We start from the raw sequence: 14,142 nt of genomic DNA on the forward strand, positions 1-14,142 counted from the left end.
CTATAATTTATCCCTTAATAAATCCATTTGTTCCCTAGCCTTGTCGCCAAGAAAAAAGAAATCAAGACTAAAGGCAAGAAAGTTATATTGCATCTTTATTTTATCCATTACCTTTTTATAATCGGATTCGATAACATGGAAACCAAGACTCCGCGATTTTTCCAAGGTTATCTTGTCTATTCTGGCAAGGACCTCTTTGACGTCATCATCGTAGAACATTCCAGGTTTACCCATAGACGCAGACAAATCATATGGCCCAACAATTATCCCATCTATTCCTTCCACATCTAGAATTTCTGAAAGATTATTAACACCCTCAATATGTTCTATTTGAGCTATTACTACAGCTTCCTCCTGTACCCACTTATTGTATTCATTAAAAGCAAGTCCATAATGCTGTGCCCTTGAAAGTCCTACTCCACGAGACCCCAAGGGTGGGTATTTTACCCAAGAAACTGCTTGTCTTGCCTCTTCAGCATTTTTTACCATAGGCACAATTACCCCATTTGCACCCGCATCCATAACCCGTTTAATAATAACCTCCTCATTCTTGCTGACCCTAACCAAAGCTTCCATTTTATTAGCCTGGACATGGGCGACTAAATTTTGCAATGTGGAGATGTCAATAGCAGAATGTTCAATGTCTATAGTAAGCCATTCAAAACCCGCAGATGACATGATTTCCACTATGGAAGGGTGTGGTATGGTAAGCCATGAACCAAATGAAACCTGCCTTTTTTTAAGTTTTTCCTTTAAATTACTCTTAGTGTGTAAAAAGTTCTTCATCTACTTTGAATACGATTTTCTTTATAGTTTCAACCTTATCTTCCACCGCAAATTGGCATGCATGGATGTCTTTCGGGAAAAAGACAGCCATTTTTCCAGGCACTAAGTCAAACTCAGTAAAAGACTGTTTTTCAATGGAGTAAAACTGACAGTCGTTTTCCTCCTTATAGGGTACCGTTACTTTAACGGCATCTTCATCAAAGACTTTGATACGCTCCTTGCCCTTTAGTATTATCTGAACATCCACTTCCCTCTTATGCGATTCTATAACGGATGGGCTCACATGCGTGTCATAACTCATGACTTTGTAATAGATTTGGTTATTTAGTCTATATTCCCCATTACCCGTACTTGTTGATATTTTTGGTAATTCTTGGAAAATCTCATTAAAAACTTCGGATTTTCCAAAATAATACCTCCAGTCCTCAATGTTTCCAAAAATCATCTAAGTGTTTTATATAAGGTTTCTGCCATGATAAAATCATGTAGTTCATCAATATCAATTGCCTCTATCTTATCAATTTCGAACATAATAGGGGATTTACCAATACGCTTCCCTCCTGCATTTTCAAAAGATTCCTTTGAAAAAATATACATATTGGAATTTTCTTCATATATAGGCGGCAAATCTTGTGTTCTAATTAATTCCACTGGGTCGTGGTTCAATGGTGTTCCATCAGAACCATAAAGCCTTGTTTGTATCCTTGTGACGGAAAAAATAGAATCGAATCCATCTTTCCTTCTCATCATAGTCTCGATGGCATCATCAATTGTCTCAGTCTTTAATAATGGGTTGGTACTGTGAGTCTGTAGGTAATAATCAGCATCTACCTTATTAATATCATACTCAATTATCTTGTTCATCGAAACCATATCTCCAATAAGCTCTTTTGGCCTATCCAGCACCAATACTTTGTTCGAATAATTGTATTCAATATCCTTTTTGATATCCTCACTGTCCGTATTTATCACAACTCGCTCAATATAATTGGAAGCTAATAAGCTATTAAGTATTTTGTGGTATAATGGAGCTCCGCTAAAATTTTTGAGGTTTTTGTTGGGAACCCTTTCAGAGTTTCCTTTCATTGGCAATAATGCGACTACTTTCATTTCTTATTAGTATTAGCTTTGTTCAAAAATACTATTATTCTTTATTTCATAGGCTTATCTTATCAACATCTTGGCCCTTTTAATATCCATATTAAAATTTGGGGATTCATAAAGTTCTTAATCATATTGTTTTATGTATGATGAAAATTAAAATAGTTGAGGGTTTCAGAAATGAAATATCAATTACAAGGATTGCCTATTATAAACACTTAAACGACTTATTTTTGATACTATGGTGACTTAAATTCCTATGCTTTAATACCAAATTCCATGAAAATCTTGCGAAAACATTGAAAATACACTTTGTAGTATTTTTTTAATACATTATGGTATCAAACTCATTAAATATTGACCGTATCCGCTTTTAAGCAGAGGTATTGCTAATTTTTTCAATTGTTCCGCACTAATAAAACCTTGTTTATAAGCTTCCTCCTCGATACACCCTATTTTTAAACCCTGTCTATTTTCAATCACCTGAACAAACTGTGAAGCCTGCATTAAAGATGTAAAGGTCCCGGTGTCCAACCATGCCGTGCCTCGGTCCATGACAATCACATGTAACCTCCCTTTTTTTAGATATTCCTTATTTATATCTGTAATCTCCAACTCCCCCCTATTGCTTGGTGTAACACTTTTAGCAATTTTAACAACCTCATTATCATAAAAATAAATTCCAGGAACCGCATAATTTGATTTAGGTTTGTTTGGCTTTTCCTCAATACTTATAGCTTTTCCTTCTATGTCGAATTCGATTACCCCGTATCGTTCTGGATCGCCCACCTGATACGCGAAAATAATACCTCCTTCGGGATTGTTATTTGCTTTGAGAAGAGTTGATAATCCTGTGCCATAAAAAATATTGTCCCCCAAAATAAGCGCTACCTTTTCATTCCCTATAAAATCAGCCCCTAATATGAATGCCTCGGCTATTCCATTGGGTTTCTCTTGAACTGCATATTTAAAAGAACAACCAAGATTAGAACCGTTACCCAACAAGTTTTGGAACAGATGTAAATCTTTATGGGTCGTAATAATCAGTATTTCCCTAATACCAGAACTAATCAAGGTTGAAAGAGGATAATAAATCATGGGTTTGTTGTACACAGGCATCAATTGCTTGCTAACGGACAAAGTCAAAGGATAAAGTCTTGTACCTGAACCACCTGCTAAAATAATTCCTTTCATTGCAACTTTCTATTGCTTATAGCGCATTTTGTAGTAATCTTGGTATTCTCCAGAGTTTACATGATTAAGCCAATCATCATTTGCCAAATACCAATCTATAGTCATTTCTAGTCCTTCTTCCAATGTTACGGAGGATTTCCAGCCCAATTTTTTATTGATTTTTGTTGCATCAATTGCATATCTCAAATCATGCCCCGGCCTATCCTTTACAAAAGTTATTAATTTTTCAGACTCCCCTTCATTTCTAAAAAGTCTTTTGTCCATCAAACTGCAAAGCAATTTTACCAAATCTATATTTTGCCGTTCATTAAAACCTCCAATGTTGTAAGATTCTTTATTTATTCCCTTGTGGTATACCAGGTCAATAGCGTTTGCATGGTCTTCTACGAAAAGCCAATCCCTTGTGTTTTTTCCATTTCCGTAGACTGGCAAAGGTTTGTTTTGGATAATGTTATTAATAAAAAGTGGTATCAGTTTTTCGGGAAATTGATAAGGTCCGTAATTATTGGAACAATTTGAAATTACATATGGCAGCCCATAGGTTTCCCCATATGATCTTACAAAATGATCAGAACTTGCTTTAGAAGCCGAGTAGGGAGAATTAGGTTTATATGAGGTTTTTTCAGAGAAAAATCCAGTATCACCTAATGATCCGTATACTTCATCAGTGCTGATATGATAAAATCGTTTTCTTTCATAATTTTTTTTCCAATTCTGTTTGGACGCATTCAAAAGATTTACGGTCCCAAGAACATTTGTTTTTACAAATTCCAATGGTTCTTCTATAGACCTATCCACATGAGATTCTGCCGCAAGGTGAATAACCCCGTCAAAATTCCAATTTGAGAAAAGGTCATTAATAAAGTACCCATCAGCTATATCTCCCTTGATAAATCTATAATTGGGATAGTTTTCAACATCCTTTAGGTTTTCAAGATTGCCTGCATACGTTAACTTATCCAAATTGACAATCAGGTAGCCAGGATAAGCCATAACCATTTTTCTTACAACGTGGGAACCAATAAAACCTGCCCCCCCCGTAATTAAAACAGTGTGATTTTGTCCATGGCTTATAGGCATTTCATAAAATTAAGGTTTTTGATTTCTGGTTCAGGTAAACTAAGAATGAAACAAAAAGGAAGACAACGATCAGAATTGAAGGAATGAGGACAAGATTTTTTCCGAAAAAGGATTTTTGAACCTCATGGGATTTTCCAAAATTGATAATACTTATAGGTTCCGTCTGTTCTGCTAATTCCAACTTTTTGATTTCAATATCCCTTATTAAAAGATTCTTGTATTCAAAAAGATCAGCAATATTTACTTGTTCCTGATTGTCCAAAATTATGCGTTCACTGGAAACAGCATTGTTCCTTGACGCCAAGTTATTGGTATAATTTGTAATGATTTTATCAACCTGGTCCAACAAAAGTTCATTCTGTTCTATCCTTCCTCTAGCATTATTTCTGGATATCATAAGAACCTCATCAAAATATGTGCTGGAATTAATATATTCCATCACTTTTTTTGCAAATTGAATCCCTAACTCTTTGTTTTTGTAATAAAAGGTTATTCGATGGTTAAATGAACTTTTATTTTCCAGTTCTGCCCTAACGATATCGGCAATGGCGTCGGTATTTTCAAAACTTTGCAATAGTTCAAGATATTGCATGTCCCTATCAGAAGTGCCCTCTTCAATAACCCTATTCACGGTAATCTCCAATCCTGCAAAATCAACTTCTTCGATTCCTATTGACTCAAAAAAACTGCTATCCTTTGCATCTATATTTGCTTGTATTTCATCAATGACATCATATAGATAATTTTTACTTTCCAACTGTGGTTTTACGATAACATCGGTTTTCTGCCTTTTGGTTACTATTTGGTTCAGTCCATATCCAACCGCAAAACCTATAGCAGCTAAACCAATCAGTATAAAAATATTTCTTTTTAAATAGACAAATACCCGTAGAATAAATTTAAATAAAGAATCAAACCCTTTTCCTATAAGCTGGAATAACTGTCCCAAGTCGATTTCATCGGAACTGTTCTGATTTTTCATTGATTGATTTTCCGCCATGTTATGTGTTGAATATTTGCTTTAAAATACGATCTGTAATCAAATAGGTAGGCTTTACACCGGTCGTTCCCAATCCGCCCGAAGCCAAGGTACTTCCTGTCTCCAAAGGATTGTCCGAAGCATAATAGGCATAGCGCACCTTTACATCTTCCCGTATGCTCTTTCTAATTTTCGAGGCCGATTGTATTGCTTTTTGATAATGTACTCCTTCCATTTCCAATCCTATAACGTTCCAAGTGGACTCATGAAAAAACTTCAGGATGTCCTTGTTCTGGAGCGAAGTCCCTAAAACGGTTACCATGGCCCCTTCATATACCTTCAGACCGTTTCCTTTAAAATCCTCGCTACACAATTCATTATTAAAAGGATAATTGTCAGCCGTTCCTTCAAAAATATGTGCAGAAGGTATCATGATATCGCCCTTGCCCCCTTCCAAAATCCCGGCCTTACCCATGATGGAGACGGAAACCACATTCAAAAAAACTTCCTTCTCATCCATTTCATAAGGTTTAAGAAACTCATCTATGGTTTCAAAAGCCTGTTCTCCAAAGGCATAGTCCATCACAAATATAACAGGTTTTTCTTCTTCACCTGTACTTGGAAAATTATAGCAGCAGACGTTCTTATTGAACATTCCCGTATCAAATATTTGGACGTCAATATTGGTACCAGAGGAATCCGCAATGGATATCATGCCATTGGCCTCTGCAAATTCACGTACCTTCAAGCGTAGGACCTCGTTGCCCGAAGCGCTCAAGGCTTCAAAAATTTCCAGTTTGCTAGTATTGGGAAACTCCTCTTTAAGGGCGTTGGTCGCGAAGAAGGAGTTCATGACACTATGCATGTTGGCGGAAATAATATGTATCGGCCTTTCCAAGAGACCATGTTCTTCCAGGATCCCTTTAATGTGGTTGGCCCATCGTTCACCGTGGATGTGGTGTCCCAATCGCTCCCTCAGTAGGGCGCTAAAGGTTATGGAACGCTTCTCTCCCGTAATTTCCTCCTCTATGGCCAATTTTCCCAACCAATATACAATGCGCAAAAATCGTTCTGGGTCGGTTTCTGTTGTCAGTTTATTGTAAACATGCAATACTTCTCCAAAGGACCTTCCCAAAATATTGGCGGTATGTATCAGGGCAATCTCCTTTTCAGATTGTTCCAACGTTTCCTTTTTAAGAAAAGCTTCCAGTTTTGACCAATCCCTGATGGTCTTATTGGATTCCGGTATCAGGACCTTCTTGCATATTTTTTCGGACTCAATGAACAAAAAAGTTAAATGGGTAAGAATGTCGTAGATATCCGATCTGCCCCGGGTAATCTCAATATTCATCTGCTCATCGTCTATTCGGTAGCAGTTTCGCCTTCTTTTTGGGGGGATTATTGGGTCTATGTGGGATATACCATAACCTTCGTCCGAGGTGAGATTTATGAACCTACATTGTTCAATTCCTTCGGGAAGTCTTTCCAGAACGTACAGAAGTCCGTTGAGTTCCGCCTTTTCCTCCCCTAAGGAGCCATAAATTTCTGGTCGTAGGAGCAGAAGAGCATTTTTTAAGGCTTCGCCCGAAATACCCGTTGGTTTATAAAAGCCCCTGTTAAAAAGATGGCGCATAGTGATGTACATGCGCTCTATGGCATTGGTGGATTCCTGCGCCCTGGTTGTTGTGACTGTTCTGCTCATAAGAGATTTCCCGCAAAACTACAATTATTATTTGGTATTGATATCGCCGTATTTTTAGGCCATGAATTCTTTCAATTTATCGGCTACGCTTCGGTCGTTCGCCAAACGTTGTACCTTGTTCTGACCTCCTAGTTTCCCCATGGATTTCATGTATTCCTTGAATCCGTTATGTCGTATACGAGTAATTTTAAGGGGTTGTAAGACCTTACCTTCTATCAAATCAAAGTAATAGCTGTTCTGTTGCTGTAAGGATTCGTCCAGAATTCTCTTGAAGGTATTCATGTCCGAAGGTTCCTTTTCGAATTCCACGAACCATTCATGATAGGGCAGCTCTTCGTTCTCCGGAGTAATTTGGGGAGCAACCGTGAACTCGTTCATTTTGGCATCCGTAGCATTCATTGCCGTTTGCATCGCTTCCTCAACCTCCTTTGCGATAACATGTTCCCCAAAGGCCGAAATAAAATGCTTGACCCTTCCGGAAACAACGACCTTATAGGGCTCCAATGAAACAAACCGAACGGTATCTCCAAGGTTGTATGCCCAAAGCCCTGCATTGGTGGATATAATCATTACATAATCCACATCTTTTTCAACTTGTTCTATGGTCAATCGTTGGCCCTCCTCTTTATGAAAATCATCAATCCTGATGAACTCATATAATATCCCGGAATTCAGGAGCAACAACATGCCCTTTTCCATTTGGGAGTCCTGATAGGCAAAAAAACCTTCACTGGCAGGAAACAATTCTATACTGGCCACCTTCCTGCCAATGAGCTCCTCAAACTTTTTTCTGTAGGGTTCGTAATTGACCCCGCCATAAATGAAAAGCTCAAAATTGGGAAACAGATCTCCAATATTCCGATTGGTTTTTTCCTTCAACTTCTCAAAATACATTTGTACCCAGGAAGGAATACCCGCAATTACGGTCATATCCTCGTCCTTTGTTTCTTCAACTATGGTATTTACTTTGGTCTCCCAATCCTCGATGCAGTTAGTCTCCCAGCTTGGTAATCGGTTTTTCTGAAGATAATTGGGGACATAATGTGCGGAAATCCCGGAAAGCCTGCCCAATTTGATGCCGTTCTTTTCGGTAAGCTCCGGACTTCCCTGTAAGAAAATCATTTTTCCGTCTACAAAATCGGCCCTGCCCGTTTCATGGATATAACTGAGAATGGCATTTCTGGATGCTTCTACTTGGTGCTTTATGGATTCTTTGGTGATGGGGATGTATTTAGCGCCAGAAGTGGTTCCCGAAGTCTTCGCGAAATAAATGGGTTTCCCTGGCCATAAAATGTCCGGCTCTCCATCCACCACCCTATGCACATAGGATTTTAGTTCTTCATAGTCCCTAACGGGCACCCTTTCAACAAAGTCCTGATGCGTCTGGATACCATTAAAATCATGGTCCTCCCCAAATTTTGTACCGGACCCTTTGGCCACCAACTCCTTAAAGACCCTTTGCTGGGTTTTGTGCGGATTTTGAACCCATTTTTGGGTCTTGGCCACAATTCTTTTGGCGAAAATCTTGGCGGCAAAGGCTTTTAAGGACATGATAACTAATTGAAGTCTAAAAAATTCTGTGGGTCAACAGGATTTCCGTCATCCCAAAGCTCAAAATGCAAATGTGGACCCGTGGTCAATTCACCCGTATTCCCAACAGATGCGATTACCTCACCTCCGCGCACTACCGTTCCTTGGAATTTAGCCAGCGATCCATTGTGCTTATAAACGCTCAAAAGACCATCCTGGTGTTCCAGGATTATAACATAACCCGTATCCGCCGTCCATTCCGAAAATATAACGGTGCCATTGGCCACGGCCTTTACAGGGGTATCAATGGGTGCGACAATATCCACGGCGTAATGCTTACTTTCCAAATCATATCCCATGGAGACGGTTCCTGTAACAGGAGGAAAAAGGACTAGATTTTTCCTATTGGTGTCCCGTTCAAATAGATTGTATTTGTCTTCAAGGGCAACTTCAGCCCTTAAAAGGGAATCCTCCTTAATGGGCGATAGGTCAACGGATGCGGGGTCCAGCTTAAATTGTTCGAACAAGGAATCCCTGTTGATTTCATTGTTCTCAATATCGCCCTTCAAAACCATACGGATATTATCTAAATACCTATTGGTATAATTAAGGGTTCTTACAAGGGAGTCAGTCTTATAGGTAAGCTCTGTGGCCTGTCTTTTTAGGGCGGTGGAGGAGTATCCTGGTATATATTCCCTTAAAGGGGTAAATGCAATGAGGAGGATGGTAAGGCCAATAAGGGCAATCATGAAGAGTGATGCCGTTACAAAAACGTTCAATCGGCTCAACTTGAAAGATATTTTTTCCTCAAAAGTACTTTCGTTCAGTATTACCAAACGGTACTTGTGGAGCAGCTTGCGCTTTATTTCCTTTCTTCTTTTTACTTTTTTGGCCATCTGAACAAAGATAAACTTAGAAATGTAAACTAGTACGTTAAACCTAAAAATAAGCAACGCCTAAAGTCGCTATGCAATTTCCGTAAGATTATTTGATACTGATTTCAACCTTTCATTGCTTAACGTTAATATTCTAGTTAGGTAAACTAGTTTTTACTACATTTGTTATCCATTAAAGACTTTGTATTATGACAGTAGCGAATATATTCTTGGCAATAGGCCCATGGCAGATAGCAATAGTTGTTTTGGTAGTTCTTTTGCTTTTCGGTGGTAAAAAAATTCCCGAGCTCATGCGTGGCCTTGGCAGCGGAATCAAGGAATTTAAGGATGCTTCCAAAGAGGACGAGTCCCCTGAAAAAGAAAAAAAGGAATAAACATACATTCGAATACACTGAAAGGGCGTTATCCAATTGCGGTTAACGCCCTTTTTTTGTTGGATCTTTAATCATTAAATATGTTGTTGAAACTTCTTTGGACCCACGCATTTATTTAGGCTACACGACAAAAAACACCCCTTTCACAACAAAAAATAATCCATTATTGCCTTTAAAGGTATTTTCGAAAATAAATCCGTCCAAAACTTGTTATTAGACAACTAGTTTGTGAACGATTTTCGAAAATGATTTTTAAAGCATGAAATATATTTTATCCATTTGTGTATTTCTATTTTCCCTATCTATGGGAGCACAGGACTTTCAGACAGGACTGGCATCATCCAATACCGGGGCTTCAAACAATACTACAGATCAAAAATTCTATACGATAGACAGAACTGACGATGAGAGGTTTTTCAATGCCGCAAGGGCAAACAATATTCCTCAAAGAACCCTGACGGATATCGATGGATTCTCGAATGGCTATTATGTGATTTCAGGTGTTTTCAGCAAGGATAACAAATTGGACAAACAGGTAAAGAAACTTAATAAACAGGGATTCACTGCCGGCTATATCAAAAATCCCAAAAACAAGCTTTACTATTTATACCTAAATCATTATAGCTCCTGGCAAAAAGCGATTGCCGATTGTAAGTCGGATTTTGACGGAAAATACGACGATGATGTTTGGATACTTAACATGGTAATCGATAACTCCTTTGACAATAGCGTCATTGCGAGTGAAAAAGAACTTTTGGAAAATAGGTTGCCAGAGGGCGGTAACATCATTTACTCCGATGCTTTTAGCTCCAACAGAGCAGCGACTAAAACAGCTACCGTGTATTATACCAATCAGGATAAAATTGACGAGTATAAAGAAGCCGTTTCTGGATTGCAGGAAAGCAGTGTTGCAAGTGCCGAGACCAATACCAACCAATCCAAAACGAACACTTCTCAATTAAGGGAATCTAAGAAGGAGATTTTGGTGAGACCCCTTGAACCGGAAGACGTGACCTATGATATGATACAGGAACAGGCTACGAAATCCGATTTGGCCGTCATGGAAGAGGAATTCCAGGACAACCCCGGCTCCAAATCCATTGAATCGGACCCTAATAAAAGCATGATCATAAAAAGGGCCGATGCCTATTTCGATAAAATGTGGTATGCCGAAGCTGCCAAACTCTACGAAACGGCTCTCGAAAACAATAAAGCCGAGCAATCTTACGAGGTACTTCAGAAGATTGCAGATGCCCATTATTTCAACACAAATATGGAGCAGGCCTACAAATGGTACAATACCATGTATGAGACTTATGGGGATCAAATGTCCGCCGATAATATTTTTAGGTATGCACACTCCCTAAAAGGTACCGGAAACTATGCCAGGTCCAAAAGATTGATGCGACTTTACAATAAAAAATATGAGGCCCAACTTGGCAAAGCCACCGTTTCAGCTAACCAAAGGGAGCAAATTTTGGACCGACTAATAAATGCTGAACCAAAATTTGATATAAAGAACCTTGGCATCAATTCTGAGTATAGCGACTTCTCCCCTGCATTTTTAGAGCAGGACAAGGTTGTATTCGCCTCTGCAAAGGATTCGTCCGTATTTACGACCAGACGGTATAAATGGGACAACCAACCCTATTTGGACCTCTATACCGCCAAATTGAACGAGGAAACGCAAGAACTTCGTGATGCCATAAAGTTCAACAAGAAAATCAACACCAAATACCATGAGGCGGCAGTTACCTTTACCCCAGATAACAACACCATGTTCTTTACGAGGAACAATTATGGCAAAAAGCTGCGTAGAGACAGTAAGGGAATCAACCACTTAAAAATCTATAAATCGGTTAAGGTCGATGGTCAATGGGCCGAAGCTACCGAAGTACCTTTCAACAGCGACTCCTATTCAACAGGACACCCCGTGCTTAGTCCGGATGGCAGGAAAATGTACTTCGTTTCCGATATGCCCGGAAGCATTGGTGAAACGGATATATTCGTAGCGGACCTCTTGGAGGACGGTTCCTTCTCGGAACCTAGAAACTTAGGTCCTGGCATTAATACGGCAAAAAAGGAGATGTTCCCCTTCGTGAACGGGGAAAAACTATATTTTTCTTCAGATGGCTATGTAGGAATGGGCGGTTTGGATGTATATGAGGCGGCTTTTAACGAGGATGGTGGATTTGAGGAAGTCAAGAACTTGGGCAAACCCATCAACAGTAATAAGGACGACTTCTCGTTTATCGTAAATGAGGAAAAACAAATGGGTTATTTTGCATCCAATAGGGACGGAGGCAAAGGATTTGACGACATCTATTCCTTTAAGACTCTAAAAATAGAGGAGGTTCCCGTGGTGAAAAATGCCATCGCCGGAGTAGTGACAGAACTCGTAACCGGCGATGTTATGCCTAGGGCGTTGGTAGAATTACTGGACGAGAACAATATGAAACTGAAGGAGGTTGAGGCCGGCGAGGATGGGAGTTTTATGTTCGAGGATTTGGATGCCAACACCAAATACACCCTCAAGACCACGCGCAATTCCTATTTTTATGATGAAAGGGAAGTTGCCACGGCGGATAACGACACCATAAATGTCGATATCCAAATGAGAAAACTTAAGGAAATGATTGCCGTTGAGGACGGTATTCGAAAACTTAAGACGGAAATGATCCATTTTGATTTTGACAAATCTTACATACGCCCCGATGCCGCCAAAGAACTGGACAAGCTTGTTAGCGTGATGAACGAGTATCCCCAAATGATCATCAAGATAGAATCACATACCGACTCAAGGGGTAGCGATGTCTACAACAAGTACCTATCGGATAGGAGGGCCAAATCCACGCGGGAATATATCATATCCAAAGGTATTGCTCCGGAAAGAATCCAAAGTGCCATAGGGTACGGCGAGGAAAGACTGTTGAACGAATGTAACGGCAGTGTCCGTTGTACGGAAGAAAGGCACTACTTGAACCGTAGATCTGAATTCATCATTGTAGATTTGTAAAATCCATTTATATAAAGAATAAAAAAGGCAGAAACCTGAGGGTTTCTGCCTTTTTTAATGTGCCGAAGCGTATTGCTACCTCAAACGAATACATTTCAATTGAACGATAATACAGGTAATTCATAGGTTTTTTAAAATATCCCTTTTTGTTTGCAGACTTTTTTATCCCTTAGTCTGATCTTTTTAGAAATATGCCTACGGTTTTAGAACTTTAGCTCTGTAACTTAAAAAACCATGATTATGGGGAATCTTTTACTTATCAAGGAAATTTATATTGAAGCCTTTAGAAACTGGAAAAGTTATATTCTGGAACACTATTTTAAGGTGTTTTCTTGGGCATGTTTTATCCTAATTGCATTGGCGTTGTATGCATTGATATTTAGAATATCTACAGGTTTTTCTTTTAGTAATCTTTAAGTGAGAATAAATATTTAAGCAAAAAAGGGCCCACAAAATGTGGGCCCTTTTTTATGCATCAAGAAAGTATTCTACTCATTGAATTTTACGGTCTTTAAAATCGCCTCCAGCTCGAACATATAATCCCGTTTTTCGGTCGCCGGGGCAAAGGTAAAGCCTTCCAATACCAGTTTTCTGTTGTTTGGCTTGTCGTTTATGATATAGGTCAGGAACGGGCCTGCCATAGGATATGCGGACATTTCCCACCTCCCCCTAACCTCTGCGGCTTTCCTTCCGGCGACTTCCGCGGGAAAAACATAGGGTGAAAACGCCTTTTCCGTAATCATATGATTGTTTTTTCCGGGGATATCCTCACCTGGAATAAACAGGTTTCCAATGGAATCGCGCATGCGTACAATGTCCTGGACAAAGGTCGAGTCGTTTGAAAATGTATCCCAGGGAACACTGTAGGCAATAATGTTCATGTTCCCTTTTTGAATTTGCCTATCGATCCATACAAAATTCTCCTCTTCCCTTCCAACTTTATAAACGGAGGGTACATTCAAGTTGATGCCCAACTTTTCCTGCAAGGCCTTTTCCTTGCTTAAGGACTTCAAAAATTTCTTTTGTGCTTCCGCTATTTCCAACGCTTTATAATCGGTTATAAATTCGGGGGCCTTTTCATTTAAATTATCAATGATCTCTTGGTGGTTTCTTCCTTTGACCACACCAATCAACTGCGGTTTGGCATACATGTTACTCTTCATGTGGGCAAGGTCCAGGGAGTCTTCCATGACATATAAAACGGACCTTGTGTTCCGTACAGAACCCGAGAATATCTGATGGGGTATTTGTGTGATGCTGAATTGGGCTTCGTCCCAAGATAAGCCCAATGCTGGAGCGGCAAAATGTCTTCTGATATTGTCCCCTACCTCACTTTTCCAAAGATCGTTATTGATTACGACCGTAAGGGTATTATAGGCACCAATGGATTCCGGTAAATAATCTTGTTGCTTATTCTCCTTGCAGGAAGCAAAGATCAAGATGGTCAATAAAAATAGTGTTCTGATTTTCTTCATTTTACATAT

Annotated in this window: 13 protein-coding genes; 3 read left to right on the forward strand and 10 right to left on the reverse strand. The window is 39.3% G+C overall.

What is annotated here, in order from left to right; translation table 11 throughout:
• From PP181_RS02665 to PP181_RS02705, 9 genes are all read right to left on the reverse strand, one after another.
• Entirely contained in the window at nt 1-786 is a 786-nt protein-coding gene (locus tag PP181_RS02665) for an HpcH/HpaI aldolase family protein (protein ID WP_138256635.1), read from the reverse strand.
• A complete protein-coding gene (locus tag PP181_RS02670) occupies nt 764-1,231 on the reverse strand; it encodes a YhcH/YjgK/YiaL family protein (RefSeq protein ID WP_272635881.1) in 468 nt (155 codons plus the stop codon). The genes PP181_RS02665 and PP181_RS02670 overlap by 23 nt, the downstream gene beginning before the upstream one ends.
• Nucleotides 1,228-1,896, reverse strand: a complete 669-nt coding sequence (locus tag PP181_RS02675) for an acylneuraminate cytidylyltransferase family protein (RefSeq protein WP_272635882.1) — start codon at nt 1,894-1,896, stop codon at nt 1,228-1,230. Before PP181_RS02675 ends, PP181_RS02670 begins: the two co-directional genes overlap by 4 nt.
• Before the next feature lie 324 nt (nt 1,897-2,220).
• On the reverse strand, nt 2,221-3,081 hold the full coding sequence (rfbA, locus tag PP181_RS02680) for a glucose-1-phosphate thymidylyltransferase RfbA (protein WP_272635884.1): 861 nt from the start codon (nt 3,079-3,081) through the stop codon (nt 2,221-2,223).
• Between the two features lie 9 nt (nt 3,082-3,090).
• A complete protein-coding gene (gene rfbB / locus PP181_RS02685) occupies nt 3,091-4,161 on the reverse strand; it encodes a dTDP-glucose 4,6-dehydratase (RefSeq protein ID WP_154917717.1) in 1,071 nt (356 codons plus the stop codon).
• A gap of 1 nt (nt 4,162) precedes the next feature.
• A complete protein-coding gene (locus PP181_RS02690; protein WP_246160820.1) occupies nt 4,163-5,143 on the reverse strand; it encodes a hypothetical protein in 981 nt (326 codons plus the stop codon).
• Nucleotides 5,144-5,162: 19 nt separating this feature from the next.
• Nucleotides 5,163-6,842: a DUF6909 family protein gene (locus PP181_RS02695; RefSeq protein WP_154917719.1), complete on the reverse strand. Its 1,680-nt coding sequence runs from the start codon at nt 6,840-6,842 to the stop codon at nt 5,163-5,165.
• A 54-nt stretch (nt 6,843-6,896) separates the two neighbouring features.
• On the reverse strand, nt 6,897-8,393 hold the full coding sequence (locus PP181_RS02700) for a GH3 auxin-responsive promoter family protein (RefSeq protein ID WP_154917720.1): 1,497 nt from the start codon (nt 8,391-8,393) through the stop codon (nt 6,897-6,899).
• Nucleotides 8,394-8,398: 5 nt separating this feature from the next.
• The gene (locus tag PP181_RS02705) at nt 8,399-9,268 is read right to left on the reverse strand and encodes a M23 family metallopeptidase (protein ID WP_154917721.1); all 870 of its coding nucleotides are present in this window, start codon (nt 9,266-9,268) and stop codon (nt 8,399-8,401) included.
• 188 nt (nt 9,269-9,456) lie between these two features.
• On the opposite strand from PP181_RS02705, the gene tatA reads away from it, so the two are divergent.
• From tatA to PP181_RS02720, 3 genes are all read left to right on the forward strand, one after another.
• The gene (gene tatA, locus PP181_RS02710; protein ID WP_138256644.1) at nt 9,457-9,642 is read left to right on the forward strand and encodes a twin-arginine translocase TatA/TatE family subunit; all 186 of its coding nucleotides are present in this window, start codon (nt 9,457-9,459) and stop codon (nt 9,640-9,642) included.
• Between the two features lie 259 nt (nt 9,643-9,901).
• Nucleotides 9,902-12,658 carry an OmpA family protein gene (locus PP181_RS02715; protein ID WP_272635885.1) on the forward strand — a complete coding sequence of 919 codons (2,757 nt, stop codon included), beginning with the start codon at nt 9,902-9,904 and terminating at the stop codon, nt 12,656-12,658.
• 240 nt (nt 12,659-12,898) lie between these two features.
• Nucleotides 12,899-13,075, forward strand: coding sequence for a DUF6747 family protein (locus PP181_RS02720; RefSeq protein WP_162850204.1), 177 nt, complete (start codon nt 12,899-12,901; stop codon nt 13,073-13,075).
• A gap of 71 nt (nt 13,076-13,146) precedes the next feature.
• Here PP181_RS02720 and PP181_RS02725 read toward each other — a convergent pair whose 3' ends face one another.
• Nucleotides 13,147-14,133, reverse strand: coding sequence for a DUF4837 family protein (locus PP181_RS02725; RefSeq protein ID WP_138256645.1), 987 nt, complete (start codon nt 14,131-14,133; stop codon nt 13,147-13,149).
• Between the last annotated feature and the right edge of the window lie 9 nt (nt 14,134-14,142).

This window comes from Maribacter sp. PR66, assembly GCF_028464205.1.
Lineage (GTDB): Bacteria > Bacteroidota > Bacteroidia > Flavobacteriales > Flavobacteriaceae > Maribacter > Maribacter flavus.